This window comes from Arenibacterium sp. CAU 1754 (genome assembly GCF_054482635.1).
Window position 1 is genome coordinate 554,916 of sequence record NZ_JBTLRG010000002.1, and the last position, 15,212, is coordinate 570,127.

At 58.8% G+C, this 15,212-nt stretch carries 16 protein-coding genes; 11 read left to right on the plus strand and 5 right to left on the minus strand.

The genetic code is table 11. From position 1 onward, the window contains the following. Nucleotides 1-8: 8 nt before the first annotated feature. From ACXYMO_RS09460 to ACXYMO_RS09475, 4 genes are all read left to right on the plus strand, one after another. A complete protein-coding gene (locus tag ACXYMO_RS09460; protein WP_458878450.1) occupies nt 9-851 on the plus strand; it encodes a hypothetical protein in 843 nt (280 codons plus the stop codon). Between the two features lie 45 nt (nt 852-896). Next, nucleotides 897-1,676, plus strand: coding sequence for a succinate dehydrogenase iron-sulfur subunit (locus ACXYMO_RS09465; RefSeq protein ID WP_458878451.1), 780 nt, complete (start codon nt 897-899; stop codon nt 1,674-1,676). 175 nt (nt 1,677-1,851) lie between these two features. Continuing rightward, entirely contained in the window at nt 1,852-2,007 is a 156-nt protein-coding gene (locus tag ACXYMO_RS09470) for a hypothetical protein (RefSeq protein ID WP_458878452.1), read from the plus strand. 211 nt (nt 2,008-2,218) lie between these two features. After that, a complete protein-coding gene (locus ACXYMO_RS09475) occupies nt 2,219-3,064 on the plus strand; it encodes an urea carboxylase-associated family protein (RefSeq protein ID WP_458878453.1) in 846 nt (281 codons plus the stop codon). Here the strand turns inward: ACXYMO_RS09475 and deoD are convergent. From deoD to ACXYMO_RS09490, 3 genes are all read right to left on the minus strand, one after another. Then, the gene (gene deoD, locus ACXYMO_RS09480; RefSeq protein ID WP_458878454.1) at nt 3,061-3,765 is read right to left on the minus strand and encodes a purine-nucleoside phosphorylase; all 705 of its coding nucleotides are present in this window, start codon (nt 3,763-3,765) and stop codon (nt 3,061-3,063) included. The two genes, ACXYMO_RS09475 and deoD, sit on opposite strands and share 4 nt — an antisense overlap. Before the next feature lie 29 nt (nt 3,766-3,794). Further along, the gene (locus ACXYMO_RS09485; RefSeq protein WP_458878455.1) at nt 3,795-4,130 is read right to left on the minus strand and encodes an H-NS histone family protein; all 336 of its coding nucleotides are present in this window, start codon (nt 4,128-4,130) and stop codon (nt 3,795-3,797) included. 112 nt (nt 4,131-4,242) lie between these two features. Next, entirely contained in the window at nt 4,243-6,207 is a 1,965-nt protein-coding gene (locus tag ACXYMO_RS09490; protein ID WP_458878456.1) for a methylmalonyl-CoA mutase family protein, read from the minus strand. A 196-nt stretch (nt 6,208-6,403) separates the two neighbouring features. Here ACXYMO_RS09490 and ACXYMO_RS09495 point away from each other — a divergent pair, with 196 nt between their 5' ends. The 7 genes from ACXYMO_RS09495 (at nt 6,404) to ACXYMO_RS09525 (ending at nt 13,346) form a co-directional block, all read left to right on the plus strand. Further along, the gene (locus ACXYMO_RS09495; RefSeq protein WP_458878457.1) at nt 6,404-7,816 is read left to right on the plus strand and encodes a 1-acyl-sn-glycerol-3-phosphate acyltransferase; all 1,413 of its coding nucleotides are present in this window, start codon (nt 6,404-6,406) and stop codon (nt 7,814-7,816) included. 111 nt (nt 7,817-7,927) lie between these two features. Beyond that, nucleotides 7,928-9,214, plus strand: a complete 1,287-nt coding sequence (ccrA, locus tag ACXYMO_RS09500) for a crotonyl-CoA carboxylase/reductase (RefSeq protein ID WP_458878458.1) — start codon at nt 7,928-7,930, stop codon at nt 9,212-9,214. A 211-nt stretch (nt 9,215-9,425) separates the two neighbouring features. Then, nucleotides 9,426-9,644 carry a hypothetical protein gene (locus ACXYMO_RS09505; RefSeq protein ID WP_458878459.1) on the plus strand — a complete coding sequence of 73 codons (219 nt, stop codon included), beginning with the start codon at nt 9,426-9,428 and terminating at the stop codon, nt 9,642-9,644. Further along, nucleotides 9,583-10,302, plus strand: a complete 720-nt coding sequence (locus ACXYMO_RS09510) for a helix-turn-helix transcriptional regulator (protein ID WP_458878460.1) — start codon at nt 9,583-9,585, stop codon at nt 10,300-10,302. Before ACXYMO_RS09505 ends, ACXYMO_RS09510 begins: the two co-directional genes overlap by 62 nt. 98 nt (nt 10,303-10,400) lie before the next feature. Next, on the plus strand, nt 10,401-11,039 hold the full coding sequence (locus ACXYMO_RS09515) for an acyl-homoserine-lactone synthase (protein ID WP_458878461.1): 639 nt from the start codon (nt 10,401-10,403) through the stop codon (nt 11,037-11,039). Between the two features lie 52 nt (nt 11,040-11,091). Continuing rightward, nucleotides 11,092-12,621 carry an ATP-dependent DNA helicase gene (locus tag ACXYMO_RS09520; RefSeq protein WP_458878462.1) on the plus strand — a complete coding sequence of 510 codons (1,530 nt, stop codon included), beginning with the start codon at nt 11,092-11,094 and terminating at the stop codon, nt 12,619-12,621. Next, on the plus strand, nt 12,618-13,346 hold the full coding sequence (locus tag ACXYMO_RS09525) for an SDR family oxidoreductase (RefSeq protein WP_458878463.1): 729 nt from the start codon (nt 12,618-12,620) through the stop codon (nt 13,344-13,346). Before ACXYMO_RS09520 ends, ACXYMO_RS09525 begins: the two co-directional genes overlap by 4 nt. Nucleotides 13,347-13,406: 60 nt before the next feature. Here the strand turns inward: ACXYMO_RS09525 and ACXYMO_RS09530 are convergent, their stop codons facing one another. Together ACXYMO_RS09530 and ACXYMO_RS09535 are read right to left on the minus strand one after the other, a co-directional pair. Then, complete coding sequence (locus ACXYMO_RS09530; protein ID WP_458878464.1) at nt 13,407-14,168, minus strand: TIGR02186 family protein; 762 nt, start codon at nt 14,166-14,168, stop codon at nt 13,407-13,409. A 3-nt stretch (nt 14,169-14,171) separates the two neighbouring features. After that, nucleotides 14,172-15,104 (minus strand): sulfite exporter TauE/SafE family protein, encoded by a 933-nt coding sequence (locus tag ACXYMO_RS09535; RefSeq protein WP_458878465.1) that lies wholly within the window; start codon nt 15,102-15,104, stop codon nt 14,172-14,174. Nucleotides 15,105-15,212: the final 108 nt, after the last annotated feature.

Below are 15,212 nucleotides of genomic sequence, written 5' to 3' on the forward strand. Positions count from 1 at the left end.
GCGGACAAGTGGCGGAACACAACGACATTGGGACGGATCGGAGGGTGATCGTGCATTGCGGTGCCCAGAAGACCGGCTCGACCTCGTTCCACCACTTTGTCCAGAACAATGGCCAGGCGCTGCGCGGGCGGGTTGAGGTGTTGACCCCTGTCAAAGGCTCTGCCACCCGCGAGCTGGGGCGTGTTTCGGCGCTCTATAGTCTGGAACCGGAGACGCACGAGGCCAAGCTGATCGCGGCCATTCAGGCGGTGCGTGATCAGGTTCTGGACGTTGAGTGTACCTGCATCATCAGCCACGAGAATATCGCGGGCGCGATGATAGGGCGGTCGGGCGTGACCACGCTCTACCCGGCCCTGCCGAAGATCATCGCGCTTTTGGAGCGGCACCTGGCGCCGATCCGGCCGGATTACGTGATCTATACCCGCGACATGCAGAGCTGGAAGCCCAGCGTCTATAACCAGGCGGTGAAGTCCGACAACTACACGCGCACGCGTGCGGAATTCCTGGAAGAAACCCGCGATTGCGGCAGCTGGGAGCAGTTGCGGGCCGATCTGACCGCCCGTCTGGGCGCAGACAGGGTCCGGTTCTTTCGGCTGGAGGACGAACCCGACAGCCAGCGGCCCGGACAGCAGTTGCTGGAATTCGCAGGGATCAGCGGCGCGGATATCGCCGTGATGGCCCCTCTGAGAGGCCGCCTGAACCAAAGCCTGAACCCCGGCGCGCTGGAGTTCATGCGGCAGATGAACGGATTGGGGATGGCGCGGCCTGCCCGACGGCAGATCGCCGCCCTGATCAAGGAAAACCAACAGCTGTTTGCCACCCGGATCGACCCGGAACAGGCGGCTGACTAAGGAACGCAACAGCGCGCGACGCGCGACCGAGCCAAGGAGACACAGATGGTCCAATTGACCCTGCCCAAGAACTCCCGCGTGACCACGGGGAAAACATGGCCAAACGCGAATGGCGCAACCAATGTTCGCAAGTTCCAGATCTATCGCTGGAACCCGGACGATGGGCAGAACCCGCGCGTGGACACCTATTTTGTCGATATGGACAAATGCGGTCCGATGGTTCTGGACGCGCTGATCAAGATCAAGAACGAGATCGACCCGACGCTCACCTTCCGCCGGTCTTGCCGCGAAGGCATCTGTGGGTCCTGCGCGATGAACATCGACGGGATCAACACGCTGGCCTGTATCTATGGTCTGGATGAGATCAAGGGCGACGTCAAAATCTATCCATTGCCCCACATGCCGGTGGTCAAGGACCTGATCCCGGATTTGACGCATTTTTATGCTCAGCACGCGAGCATCATGCCTTGGCTGGAGACCAAGACCAACCGCCCCGCGAAAGAGTGGAAGCAGTCCATCGAGGACCGCAAGAAGCTGGATGGTCTTTATGAATGCGTCATGTGCGCATCCTGTTCGACATCCTGCCCATCCTACTGGTGGAACGGCGACCGCTACCTTGGGCCGGCGGCGTTGCTGCATGCCTATCGCTGGATCATCGACAGTCGTGACGAGGCCACGGGCGAGCGTCTGGATGGTCTGGAAGACCCGTTCAAGCTGTATCGGTGTCACACCATCATGAACTGCACCAAAACCTGCCCCAAGGGTCTGAACCCGGCCAAGGCAATTGCAGAAATCAAGAAGATGATGGTCGAACGCACGGTCTGACCTGCGTTGTATCGAAATTGGAAGCGCCGTCCTGCTGGGGCGGCGCTTTCCCTTTGGTCAGCTTTGCGTCAAGCGCATTTCGCAGTTGCAGATAATGCCAGGTGTTCCGACGCGCCACGGGGACTATATATCAGGTCATGGGAGGCAACCTGACGAGTAATTAAAGGTACCCCCAATGAACAAATCAAAAATCTCGACCAAGAAAGCCCGCAGCGCTCTTGCTGATCTGGAACAAGGCTGGGCCTACTACACCCCTGAATTCTACAGCGCTGAACAGCCAGATGTGGAAAAAGGCGCTTCGGTGGCCTGGGTCTATTACCAGGCCATCTGAGATCTTTCGGTGGCTGTGAGCACATCACGCGCGCAGCCGCCGTTCAGAAAAAATCAATTCTTGGCGCCCGGGCTGGCTGGTCGATGGTGGCGCAGACCGAAGCCGCGAAAAGGCTTTGGTTCGGCGTGCCGGTTCAAGGCCTTTACAGTGACTAGGGAAGCACCCAAAGATTGCAGATCGCAATTTTGAACCTGCTCGCTCTGAGGTCGCAATGAAACGCCCTGATGATGCGGATGCCCGCCGCGCTGTCGCGCCGGTGATCTGCTATCCGCCAGAAACCCTGCCACAGCCCGATCTGGCGCTCTATGGGGCGGCGCGTGTCACCGCGCGCAAGACAGGTGAAACCCTTGTTCCCCCGCGAGAGGCGCGCTGTTTCGATGTGCCGGCCGGACATTTCTTTCGCATCACCTCGGTCGAAGGGCCACAGGTGGGAGATCTGAACCTGCATGCGCGGGCGGATCTGTCGGAGCGGTTCTATTCCGGCAAGACTCGCGCGCTGCACGGGACGCACATAACAACCGGAGACAGGATGTGGTCCAGCTTTCCATACCTGCGCCCGATGGCGACCGTTGTCGCCGATACGCTGGGCTGGTACGGGATCGATGACTTTGGCGGGTCCGTGCATGACGTCATCGGGACGCGGTGTGACCCTTACACCAACACCCTGCTGACCGGCGGGCAGTATCACCATTGTTGCCATTCCAACCTGACGCGATCCCTGGCCGATTATATGGGCGTCACGCCGGATCAGGCCGAACCGCTGGTGCATGATGTTTTGAACGTGTTCATGTGTACCGGGTTCACCCGCGATACCGGGCAATATTTCATGAAGGCCAGCCCGGTCCGCCCCGGCGATCATATCGAGTTTTTTGCCGAGATCGATCTGGTCGGAAACCTGAGCGCCTGTCCGGGCGGCGATTGCAGCGCCGAACACTCAAGTGATGCGGCCGCGTGTCATCCGCTGCTGGTAGAGGTCTTTGAACCGGCCAGAAACGCGCTCACCGGCTGGGCGCCACCACCCGTCAACGGGTACGACCGCTCCCACGGTCTGGGTTAATCGAACGCCGCTGTCAGCGCGATTTCCACCATGTCGCCAAAGCTTGTTTCCCGCTGATCCGAAGGCAGGGCGTCGCCCGTCAGCAGGTGGTCGGAGACGGTCAGCACAGCCAAGGCGCGCCGGCCAAAGCGTGCGGCAAGGGTATAAAGCTCGGCCGCTTCCATCTCGACCCCCAGGATGCCATGGCGCGTCATCTGCTCATTCAGATCGGGGCGTTCGTCGTAAAACGTATCGGATGAATAGATGCCGCCAACGTGGGTCGGCGTGCCCTTGTCCTCGGCGGCTTGCGCCGCGCGGCGCAAAAGGGACCAGTCGGCACAGGGCGCGAACTGCAATTCACGGAAAATTCCGCGGGACGGCGTGCTGACGGTGCTGGCCGTCATGGCAAGGATCACGTCGCGTACCTTGACCTTGTCCTGCATCCCGCCGCAGGACCCGATCCGGATCAGCGTTTTTGCGTCGTAATCGCGGATCAACTCGTTCACATAGATCGACAGCGACGGCATGCCCATGCCGCTGCCCTGAATTGTCACGCGGTTGCCGTTCCAGGTGCCGGTAAACCCCAGCATCCCGCGTACCTCGTTGATACAGCGAACGTCGCTCAGGAACGTTTCGGCGGCCCATTTTGCGCGATAGGGATCGCCCGGCAACAAAACGGTTTCTGCAATGTCGCCGGGGGCGGCGCCGATATGGATGGTCATCAAAAGATCTCGCTCAACTCAAGGGTCGCTCAGATCTCAAGCTCCTTGATGTCGACCTTGTTGGCAAGGGCATCGTGGAACCATTGTGGTTTGCGCCCCATGCCCGACCAGGTCTGTTCCGGATTTTCGGGATTGCGATACTTGGGCGCGGCATTGGCGCGTTTTCCCTTGGCACGGCGCTTTTTGCGGCCATCTCCGGGATTGGCCAGGTCATCAAGCGAATAACCAAATTTTGCTGCTGCATCCTGTGCGGCTTTCAATGCGTCGCGCCGCTCGCGTTCTTCGGCTGCAACCAATGCCTTGTCGATATCGGACTGCAATTTCAGCAACTCTTTGCGCGACATATTCTTCAGATCAATCGCCATTTAATTTCCCTGCAATTGTTATTGCGGCCCCAGTGCACGCAATAGGAAAATCGATAACAGAGAGTTATGACGCATGTCAGCGTCATAATGCATTGTTTCAGAAGAAAAAATTCTATTGCGCTGCAATTGATCCCGGATTCACAAGCGTAACGATATCCATCATTATCGTATTCAACTCAAAGTCCTTGGGCGTATAGATTTTTGCAACGCCCATTTCGCGCAGACGTTTTTCATCGTCTTCCGGAATGATTCCACCGACAATAACCGGAATATGGCCCAATCCGGCAGCTTTCATGCGTGTCATGACGTCTTCGACCAAGGGAATATGGCTGCCTGACAGGATCGACAAACCGACCACATGCGCCTTGTCATCCTGTGCAGCGGTCACGATTTCCTCGGGCGTCATGCGAATGCCGTCATAGGAAATATCCATGCCGCAGTCGCGGGCGCGGAATGCAATCTGTTCAGCGCCGTTGGAATGGCCATCCAGGCCGGGCTTGCCCACCAGGAATTTCAACCGGCGGCCCAGCGCATCGCTGGCCGCATCGACGGCGGCGCGAATGTCGTCCAGACCTTCGGTCTTGTTCGATACCGATCCCGACACTCCGGTCGGGCCGCGATAGGTGCCGAAAACCTGACGCATTTCTTCGGCCCACTCCCCGGTCGTGACGCCGGCCTTGGCGGCGGCGATGGACGGTTCCATGACGTTTTCACCATTGCGGGCGGCATTGCGCAGCGCGGCCAGGGCCGCCTGAACGGCATTGTCGTCCCGCTCGGCGCGCCAGCCGTTCAAACGGTCGATCTGTTCTTGTTCAACCGCGGGATCGACCACCATGATCCCGCCATCCTCGCTCATCAAAGGCGAGGGTTCAGTGGTGGTGAATTTGTTGACGCCAACAACGGTCGTTTCACCTGCTTCGATGCGGTTCAGACGTTCGGCATTTGAATCCACAAGACGGGATTTCATGTATTCGATTGCCGAAATGGCGCCGCCCATACTTTCGAGATTGTCCAATTCGGCGCGTGCGCCTTCTTTCAATTCGGCGACCTTTGCATCGACAACCGGATTATTGTCGAACAGATCGCCGTATTCCAGAAGATCGGTTTCATAGGCCAGAATTTGCTGCATTCGCATTGACCATTGCTGATCCCACGGGCGGGGCAGGCCCAATGCTTCATTCCAGGCGGGCAATTGCACCGCGCGGGCGCGGGCATTTTTCGACAAGGTCACGGCGAGCATTTCGATCAGAATGCGGTAAACGTTATTCTCAGGCTGTTGTTCCGTCAGGCCCAGAGAATTGACCTGAACCCCGTACCGGAAACGGCGCATTTTCGGGTCTGTCACGCCATAGCGTTTTTCACAGATTTCATCCCACATTTCGACAAAGGCACGCATTTTGCACATCTCGGTGACGAACCGGATACCCGCATTCACAAAGAAGGAAATACGCCCGACAACGGTTGGAAAATCTTCATCGGGGACCTGACCCTTGAGCCCGTCCAGAACCGCTTGGGCGGTGGCGAGGGCAAAAGCCAGTTCCTGCTCGGGCGTCGCGCCGGCCTCTTGCAGGTGATAGGAACACACGTTCATCGGGTTCCATTTCGGAACATTGGTATAGCAATAGGCCGCAACGTCGGTGATCAGTTTCAGCGAGGGCTTGGGCGGGCAGATATAGGTGCCCCGGCTCAGATATTCCTTGATGATGTCGTTCTGCACCGTGCCTTGCAGCTTGGACACATCCGCGCCCTGTTCCTCGGCCACGGCGATATAAAGCGCCAGCAACCACGGGGCCGTGGCGTTGATCGTCATCGATGTATTCATCTGCTCGAGCGGAATTTCGTCGAACAGTGCGCGCATATCGCCCAGGTGGGATACAGGCACGCCAACTTTGCCGACCTCACCCCGCGCCAGAACATGGTCGCTGTCATACCCGGTCTGGGTGGGCAGATCGAAGGCGACGGAAAGGCCGGTCTGCCCTTTGGCCAGATTGCCCCGGTACAACGCGTTCGAGGCCTTGGCGGTGGAGTGTCCTGCGTAGGTGCGGATCAGCCAGGGGCGGTCTTTTTGCGTTTGCATCGTCGGGGCCTCATGAGTCGCTGTGAGTAATAATATTGCGTTGGGTATGTCTAAACAGAAATTTTTGGCACATGTCAATTCGCTGCATCGCGGCATTTGGCAAAAGCCCGCGTGGACGCACAGGCTGCACGCGAAAGGTGCAGGGCAGGGGCGCGATTCATGTTTACCTGCACGATCAGGCTTGCAAGGATCGGGCATGAATTCCACTGTCGAATTACCTCTTTGGCTGTTCATTCTGATCCTGCTCTTTGCAGCGATTACTTTTGCATCACATTTCCTGTTCCCGTCGGTGCGCTGGTATTTTCGCCGCCGTCTTGAACGCGTCGTCGCAAGGCTGAACCAGCGGCTTGAACGTCCGATCCAACCTTTCAAGCTGGCCCGCCGCTATGACATGATCCAGAGGCTGATCTATGATCCGCAGGTGGCGCAGGCGGTTGCGAAACATGCCGAGGCCGAGGGGATTCCGGAAAACGTCGCCTTTGAACGCGCCCGCCGGTATGCCAAGGAAATTGTTCCGGCCTTTTCGGCCTCGGCATATTTCGGCTTTGCCATCCGTGCAGCCAAGTTTCTGGGCGATGCCTTGTATCGCGTCCGGTTGGGCCATTTTGAGCCCATGGACCTGTCTGAAATCGATACCGACGCAACGGTCGTTTTCGTAATGAACCATCGTAGCAACATGGATTACGTGCTGGTCACCTATCTGGCGGCGGACCGGTCTGCCCTCTCTTATGCTGTGGGCGAATGGGCGCAGGTCTGGCCGCTCAGCGGGCTGATCCGGGCGATGGGGGCCTATTTCATTCGCCGCAAATCGCGCAATGAACTCTATCGCACTGTACTGGCCCGATATGTCCAGCTCGCGACCCAGGCGGGTGTGACGCAGGCCATGTTTCCCGAGGGCGGGTTGTCGAGGACCGGCGCACTGATGCCGCCTAAAATGGGACTGCTGAAATACATCATCGAAGCAACTGACCCCGAGACCCACGACGTCGTCTTTGTGCCGGTTGCGTTGAATTATGACCGCGTGCTTGAGGACCGGGCGCTGACCGCCGCCGCCGAAGACCCGAACCATCGGTTCCAGGCGGGGATCGGTATGATTGCCCGCAGTATCGTGAAACAGCTCTGGTTGCGGGTGAGCGGACGATATCATCGGTTCGGCTATGCCGCGGTCAGTTTCGGACGGCCTGTTTCGCTGCGCGAATTTACGGCGGGCCATCCGGGCGATGTGACCATGCAGCTGGCGCAGGAACTGATGGACCGGATCGGCGCGATCGTTCCGGTGCTGCCAGTGCCGCTGGTCAGCTGGCTGGTTCTGGAAAATGGAGCAATGACCCGGGCCGAGGTTGAACGGGGTCTGAGTGCGCTTTTGACACGGCTGCCGACCGCCCATACCCATCTGCCGCGCGACAACCGCGATTACGGCGCCGAAGTCGGGCTGCGCCATCTGGTTGAACGCGGGGTCCTGCGCGAAGAAGGCGGCAAGTATGTGCCCGATCCGGCGGAAATGAAGATTTTGCAGTACTATGCAAATTCGATCCGGCATCTGATTCCCGGAGATGACCCGGGGGTTTCTGCGGGCGCAAACGAAATTTCTGCAGTCGCAGGGTCATAAAATTACAAATTTGGGGCGTCGAGCTATTGCATTGTTGCGCATCTCTTCATATTCCAAGTTCAAGCGTGCGATTCTGCACCGCGGCAAAGAAAAGCAAAATAGGAGGCCAGCATGGCTTTGGACACCAACGGCGATATCGCGCCGTACGAGGCGCCCGAAAAAGACCTGTACGAGATGGGTGAAATCCCTCCGCTGGGCTATGTGCCCAAGCAGATGTACGCATGGGCCATTCGCAAGGAACGTCACGGCGACCCCGATACCGCCATGCTGCAAGAGGTTGTCGACGTTCCCGTACTGGACAGCCACGAGGTGCTGGTTCTGGTGATGGCGGCTGGCGTCAACTATAACGGCGTCTGGGCCGCCCTGGGTAAACCAATCAGCCCATTTGACGGCCACAAGCAACCTTATCACATCGCAGGATCGGATGCCGCTGGCATCGTCTGGGCCGTGGGTGACAAGGTCAAGCGCTGGAAGGTCGGCGACGAGGTCGTTATTCACTGCAATCAGGACGATGGTGACGACGAGGAATGCAACGGCGGCGATCCCATGTATTCGCCCAGCCAGCGCATCTGGGGCTATGAAACGCCTGATGGGTCCTTTGCCCAGTTCACCAATGTTCAGGCTCAGCAGCTGATGCCGCGCCCCAAGCACCTGACCTGGGAAGAATCGGCCTGTTACACCCTGACGCTGGCAACCGCCTATCGCATGCTGTTCGGTCACGAACCGCATGACCTGAAGCCCGGTCAGAACGTTCTGGTCTGGGGCGCATCGGGCGGTCTGGGCTCTTACGCGATCCAGTTGATCAATACCGCTGGCGCCAATGCCATCGGCGTGATTTCGGATGAATCCAAGCGTGACTTTGTCATGGACCTGGGCGCCAAGGGCGTTCTGAACCGCAAGGATTTCAACTGCTGGGGCCAATTGCCCACGGTCAACACGCCTGAATACGCCACTTGGTTCACCGAGGCGCGCAAATTTGGCAAGGCGATCTGGGACATCACCGGCAAGGGTGTGAACGTCGACATGGTGTTCGAACATCCGGGTGAGGCGACATTCCCCGTTTCGACCTTTGTGGTCAAGAAAGGCGGCATGGTCGTGATCTGCGCCGGCACCACCGGTTTCAACCTGACATTCGACGTGCGGTATATGTGGATGCACCAGAAACGTTTGCAGGGCAGCCACTTTGCGCACCTGAAGCAGGCCAGCGCCGCGAACAAGCTCATGCTTGAGCGTCGCCTTGATCCGTGTATGTCCGAAGTGTTCGACTGGGCCGACCTGCCGCAGGCGCACATGAAGATGCTGCGCAACGAACACAAGCCCGGCAACATGTCGGTTCTGGTTCAGGCGCCCAAAACAGGGCTGCGTACATTGGAAGAAGTGCTTGAGGCGCGTCCTTAATCATTCGCTTCGCTGACGAACAGAAAATGCCCGCGAATCGCAAATGCGTTTCGCGGGCATTTTTGCGTGTATTGCGCGGATTCAGGGAAATCAGTGGTTTGCATTTCCTGCCCTCGCCAATTCGGGGGAGTTGAAAGCGGCGAATATCCTAACAAAATGCCACATGCTATAGTTGTGTTAACTATTTGTTAACTACTCCGGAACAAATCTCATGAAACACAACGACTGGATTTTGGACGTTCTGGCCGACCTCAAATCGTTTGCCGATGCCAATGGCCTGACCGCCCTGGCCGAGCAGCTGGACGACACCACGCTCATAGCAGCGTCCGAGATTGCAGCCAAAGCACAAGAGGCGATCAACCGGACAAATGGCGAGCAACGTCAATTTGGATCAGATCATCGAACAGTTGGACGCCACCAGCGCGCTTGAGGGGCTGAAATCGGTCATCTATTCGTTGCGAGACGCTTATGCAATTGATCACATGGTATATCACTGGGTGGATAGCGCCGGGGATCAGTACGGCTGTGGCACCTATGATGATATCTGGGTCGAGCGGTATCTGACGCAGGAGTATCTGCGCACCGATCCGGTCATCGTTGGGTGTTTTCAGCGGTTTCACCCGGTGGACTGGAAACGTCTCGATTGGTCCGGCAAAGCGGCGCGCACCTTTCTGGTTGATGCGCTACAGCACGGGGTTGGAAATCAGGGCTATTCCATTCCCATTCGCGGCCCGAAAGGGCAGTTTGCCCTGTTCACGGCCAACCACTCCTGTGATGATGAAACGTGGGCCCGTTTTACCGAGGAAAACAGTCGCAGCTTGATCCTAATGGCGCATTATTTCAATCGAAAGGCGCTTGAGTTCGAACCCAGCCGGCAACCCGAACAGTCCCGCGCGCTTTCTCCGCGTGAAGTAGATTCAATGACCCTTTTGGCGATGGGGTATAGCCGGGCGCAGGTGGCCGAAACCCTGTCGATTTCGGAACATACGTTACGTGTTTATATCGAAAGCGCGCGGTTCAAACTGGGCGCGCTCAACACCACGCATGCCGTCGCGCGCGCCATGAGCCGCGGACTGATTGTCGTGTAATCCACATAAAAGTTTATCGACCGCGCGGTGCCCCTACCGGCTGTTAACCAAGCTTTTCCTAGTTTTGGTATCAGCCAGGACGACAAGGGGAACTGCTCATGCTGCGCTATGTCTATGCTAATGATCTGCACAAATTCGAAAAACTGGGCCGGTCGATGTTCATCGATCGCGCCGATCAATTCCGCACCCGACTGGGGTGGGATGTTGATGTCGATGAACAGGGGTTCGAACGTGATGAATACGACGCATTGAACCCGTTATACGTGATCTGGGAAACTCCGGATGGAACCCATGGCGGCTCCATGCGGTTTCTGCCGACCACCGGTCGGGTGATGGTCAATGACATTTTCGGCCACCTGACCGGTGGCGCCCCCATCACCAGCCCGCTGATCTGGGAATGTACGCGGTTTTGCCTGTCGCGCGATGCCAAGTCACGGGTTGCTGCCGCGTTGATGCTGGGCGGCGGTGAGATCATGACCAATTTTGGCATTCGCCATTTCGCAGGTGTGTTCGACGCCCGGATGGAGCGGATTTACAAGGCGATCGGATCTTCGCCCGAGGTTCTTGGGTCCGAGGGGCAGGGCCGCGAAAAGATCAGTGTCGGTCTGTGGTCCTTTACGCCCGAAGCCAAGGCGCGGGTTGCCAAGCGCGCCGGGGTCTCGCCAGACCTGTCGCGGCTGTGGTTTGATCGTTCTTTCGGCTCTGAGGCGGCAAACGCAATGCTCCTGACCGGGTAAAAGCTGCCGGTCGTATCTGGCGGATTTCGCGGCGCGACTGTAGGGTCGCGCCATGACCGCGCCACCCGTGATTTTTTCCGAGGATCAGGCCGCCGCATATGACAGCGTGGCCGACATGCTGCGCAGTGCGGGGGTTGATCTGGATGACAGCCTGCTTACCCCACCGCGCGGCGAGGGCAGCGGTGTTCTGGCCGTGATCGGCAAGGCCGGATCAGGTAAGACCCTGTTGCTGGCCGAACTCTACAAAGCGCTGGAACAGGCCGGGGTCGAGGTCGTCTCGGGCGATTATGAAAGCCGCAAGCGCAAGGACAAGCGCTCGCTCGCCATTCTGGCCCCCACGAACAAGGCCGCCAGCGTGCTGCGCCTGCGCGGCGTGCCTGCCACGACCATCCACCGCATTCTATACACTCCGGTTTATGACCCGGAATATGAACGCATTGCCGAATGGCTGGCGGGCGAGGGCGAGCGCCCTGAAATCGAAGGCCTGACCGATCAGGCGCTGGACCGCGCAGCGGCCTTTTACGCGGGCAACAAATCGATCCCGGGGGCATTGGCGGCCGCGGGCCTCAAGGGATCGGATTTCATCACCGGATGGAAACGGCGCGAAGAACCGCTCGACATCGGATTTGTCGACGAAGCGTCGATGCTGGACGAACGTCAGTTCGAGGACCTGCAGGAGATTTTCCCCAACCTGCTTTTGTTTGGCGACCCGGCCCAGCTGGCCCCGGTCAATCAATCCGGCTCGATGGTGTTTGACGGGCTGGCCGCCCCGCGCAAGCTCGAACTGAGCCGAATTCACCGGCAGGACGCTGACAACCCCATTCTGGATCTGGCACATGCACTGGCCGATCCACAGTTGGAATTCCATGATTTCGAGCGGATGATCGAAGAGACGGCCAAGCGCGATGACCGGGTCGTGTGGGGCCAGCGGGTCGAGGTGGACCTGATGGCCCGCAGTCCGGTTCTGGTCTGGCGCAATGCAACGCGCATCCGCCTGATCAACGCTTTTCGCACGGTCTACGGGGCGCCCGAGGACGCACTCCTGGAAGGGGAGCCGCTGATTTGCGATGGCATCGAACTGCCGCTGAAGCATCGCAAAAAACGTCTCGACCTTGAGGCGCGCGGCCTGATCAAGGGGGCGCAGGTAGTCTATTTGGGACCGGGGCGCAAACCGGGGTTTTCACGTCTTCACGTGATTGGGGCCGAAGACCCGCAGGTCAGCGCCGCATCCATCGTCAAGATCGAAAAACCGGATGAAGAAGAACCGTTCATCCCCTTTGCCGCGCGCATGGGGGCCACGTTTTTACACGGGGCCGCAGTGACGATCCACAAGGCGCAAGGCAGCCAGTGGGACACCGTGCAGGTGTTCGCGCCCGACCTGTTCGTTGCAGCCCGGATGGGGCGGATGGAGGCGGGGCAGCCGCTTTGGAAACGGTTGGCCTATGTTGCGATCACGCGGGCGCAGGACCGGCTGATCTGGGTTGTGCGCAACCGACTGTCAAAACCAGTGCATGCGCTCAAGGTGGACGATCTGCGCGGCACGCCGGTGGCTCCTTTGACGTTGGAAAGTGAGGACATATGAAAAGCATTCTCATCACGGGCGCCAGCTCGGGCATAGGCCGCGCGACGGCTGAACAGTTTCTTGAAAACGGCTGGCAGGTGGGCATTCTGGCCCGCCGTGGGGCGCGACTGGACGAAATCGCGCAGCAATATGAAAACGCCATTCCACTGGTCGCGGATGTGACGGACGCAGACGGCATGGAAGCGGCCTTTGCCCGCTTCTTGGGCAAGACAGGGCGGATTGACGTGCTGTTCAACAACGCAGGGATTTTCACTCCCCCCGGCACCATCGACGAAATCCCGCTGGAGCATTGGCATAGTGCGGTTGCGGTCAACCTGACGGGAATGTTTCTGGCCGCGCGTCTTGCCTTTGGCGCGATGCGTGCGCAGGATCCGCAGGGCGGGAGGATCATCAACAACGGGTCGATTTCAGCCTATGTGCCGCGCCCCGGTTCGGTGACCTATACAACCACCAAACACGCGGTGACCGGATTGACCCGGACCCTGTCTCTGGATGGTCGGCCGTTCAACATTGCCTGTGGGCAGATCGACATCGGCAATGCCGAGACACCCATGGTGGCCGAGCTCAAGGCGCGCGCCGTGGCCGAAGGCGGAGACGTTCCCGAAACGATGCACGTTGCAGATGCGGCGCGGTCGGTGTTGCACATGGCCAGTTTGCCGCTTGAGGCGAATGTGCAGTTCATGACCGTCATGGCGACAAAAATGCCCTACATCGGACGCGGCTAGCCAAGACCGGATCACGTGAAATCAGGGCGTGGCGTTAACCGCAGGTCATCCTGCGCACCTTCAGCTGTTGCGCAACAGACGGAAAGCCGCCGAAGCGCCCCAGCCGGCTGCAATGGCGATGGCCAGCGACATCAGGCCGTAAAGCGGCGCGTTTTCACGGGACAGAACAAATAGCCAGCGTTCCAGACCCACCTTGCGCACATCGATCGAGGTTTCATAACTCGATACGATTTCGCCGTTGCGGGTCAGGAAAATGCGGGTTGCATAGTCGCCCTCGGTCAGATTGGAGGGCAGTTCGATGGCGGTCCGGAACAGGGTTTGTTCGTCCAGGGCCACCTGACCTTCGAGCATCTGGTAAAGGCCCTGATCCTGCCGGATACGGATCACCGCCTTGGTGAAATTCGCAGAGTCCTTGATGTTCGATGGCGCCCCGACCGAGCGGATTACCCGATTGATCGAGATTCTCTGGCGCAGGTCCTCCACATCGCGCAGAACCTCACGCAGGGGGGCGGTTGTGGCAACGGCATAAAAACTGGGGGCTGCATCCACCTCGACGGCGTCCGTATTCACCCAGATACCGAATTTCTTGGCCTTGCGGCGCACCGTCACCGGGGCGAACGGGCCGGTCACGGTAATCACGACTTCCAATGGGGCCTCAGTCGGAATTGGCTCTTCACGTTTTACCGCGCCAAAGATCAGGATTTCGGACCCGTCAAAGCTGGTGGTGATGGCCACCTTGTCGCGTGACAGGCCCAGAACCACCTCTTCCGAAGTGGCCCATGTGGGCAGAAGGAATATCAGGAGTAACAGCCAGATGCGCATTGTTCAGTGCCCACCCGCAAAGCCGAGGGAATAAAGCTCGGACGGTTGCAGCAACAGATCAAGTGCCAGTTTGGCACACACCACCAGCACCAACAGCGCCAGAAGGATACGCAACTGTTCGGCTTTCATGCGCACGCCGATCTGGGTGCCGATCTGGGCCCCGACAACGCCACCGATCAACAACAGAACGGCAAGAACGATATCGACGGTATAGTTGGTCGTGGCGTGCAGCATGGTGGTGAAGGCGGTGACAAAGATGATCTGAAACAGCGACGTGCCCACGACGACCTTGGTTGGCATGCCCAGCAGATAGATCATGGCCGGAACCATGATGAACCCGCCACCCACGCCCATGATCGCCGCGAGAATGCCAACGGCGACGCCGACCAAAAGCGGCGGAATCGCCGAAATATAAAGCCCCGAGGTGCGAAACCGCATCTTGAAGGGCAAGGCGTGGATCCAGCTGCGGTGACGGCGCACCGGAGGGGCCGGGCGGCCGGATGCCTTAGCTTTACGGCTTTTGCGGATAGCATTCAGGCTTTCCAGGAACATCAACCCGCCGACGACACCAAGAAAGACGACGTAACAAAGCCGAACCAGCAGATCGACCTGGCCGATCGCCTTGAGATAGTTGAAGACCACAACACCCAGCGCCGCCCCGGCCAGACCGCCGATCAAAAGAACGACGCCCATTTTCAGATCGACGGTTTTTCGTCGGAAATGTGCCAGCACACCGGAAAAGGACGAGGCGACGATCTGGTTGGCTTCGGTCGCAACAGCGACGGCCGGGGGGATGCCGATAAAGAACAACAGCGGCGTCATCAGGAAACCGCCGCCCACGCCGAACATGCCCGACAGGATGCCCACCAGTCCCCCCAGACCCAAAAGAAGGAAGGCGTCTACCGATACCTCGGCGATGGGCAGATAAATTTGCATGGCCGTTCCTAGCCCACCCCGTGGCAGTCAATCAATATCTCAGTCCCCGGATGCGACCACAGGCCTGATCGATGGGAGCGAACTGGCCCCATAGTGCACAGAAATGCC

What these genes read in the sequence shown, in the direction of transcription:
- ACXYMO_RS09465 (WP_458878451.1), top strand. Translation starts at nt 897, where the DNA reads ATGGTCCAATTGACCCTGCCCAAGAACTCCCGCGTGACCACGGGGAAA.
- ACXYMO_RS09470 (WP_458878452.1), top strand. Translation starts at nt 1,852, where the DNA reads ATGAACAAATCAAAAATCTCGACCAAGAAAGCCCGCAGCGCTCTTGCT.
- ACXYMO_RS09475 (WP_458878453.1), top strand. Translation starts at nt 2,219, where the DNA reads ATGAAACGCCCTGATGATGCGGATGCCCGCCGCGCTGTCGCGCCGGTG.
- deoD (WP_458878454.1), bottom strand. Translation starts at nt 3,765, where the DNA reads ATGACCATCCATATCGGCGCCGCCCCCGGCGACATTGCAGAAACCGTT.
- ACXYMO_RS09485 (WP_458878455.1), bottom strand. Translation starts at nt 4,130, where the DNA reads ATGGCGATTGATCTGAAGAATATGTCGCGCAAAGAGTTGCTGAAATTG.
- ACXYMO_RS09490 (WP_458878456.1), bottom strand. Translation starts at nt 6,207, where the DNA reads ATGCAAACGCAAAAAGACCGCCCCTGGCTGATCCGCACCTACGCAGGA.
- ACXYMO_RS09495 (WP_458878457.1), top strand. Translation starts at nt 6,404, where the DNA reads ATGAATTCCACTGTCGAATTACCTCTTTGGCTGTTCATTCTGATCCTG.
- ccrA (WP_458878458.1), top strand. Translation starts at nt 7,928, where the DNA reads ATGGCTTTGGACACCAACGGCGATATCGCGCCGTACGAGGCGCCCGAA.
- ACXYMO_RS09505 (WP_458878459.1), top strand. Translation starts at nt 9,426, where the DNA reads ATGAAACACAACGACTGGATTTTGGACGTTCTGGCCGACCTCAAATCG.
- ACXYMO_RS09510 (WP_458878460.1), top strand. Translation starts at nt 9,583, where the DNA reads ATGGCGAGCAACGTCAATTTGGATCAGATCATCGAACAGTTGGACGCC.
- ACXYMO_RS09515 (WP_458878461.1), top strand. Translation starts at nt 10,401, where the DNA reads ATGCTGCGCTATGTCTATGCTAATGATCTGCACAAATTCGAAAAACTG.
- ACXYMO_RS09520 (WP_458878462.1), top strand. Translation starts at nt 11,092, where the DNA reads ATGACCGCGCCACCCGTGATTTTTTCCGAGGATCAGGCCGCCGCATAT.
- ACXYMO_RS09525 (WP_458878463.1), top strand. Translation starts at nt 12,618, where the DNA reads ATGAAAAGCATTCTCATCACGGGCGCCAGCTCGGGCATAGGCCGCGCG.
- ACXYMO_RS09530 (WP_458878464.1), bottom strand. Translation starts at nt 14,168, where the DNA reads ATGCGCATCTGGCTGTTACTCCTGATATTCCTTCTGCCCACATGGGCC.
- ACXYMO_RS09535 (WP_458878465.1), bottom strand. Translation starts at nt 15,104, where the DNA reads ATGCAAATTTATCTGCCCATCGCCGAGGTATCGGTAGACGCCTTCCTT.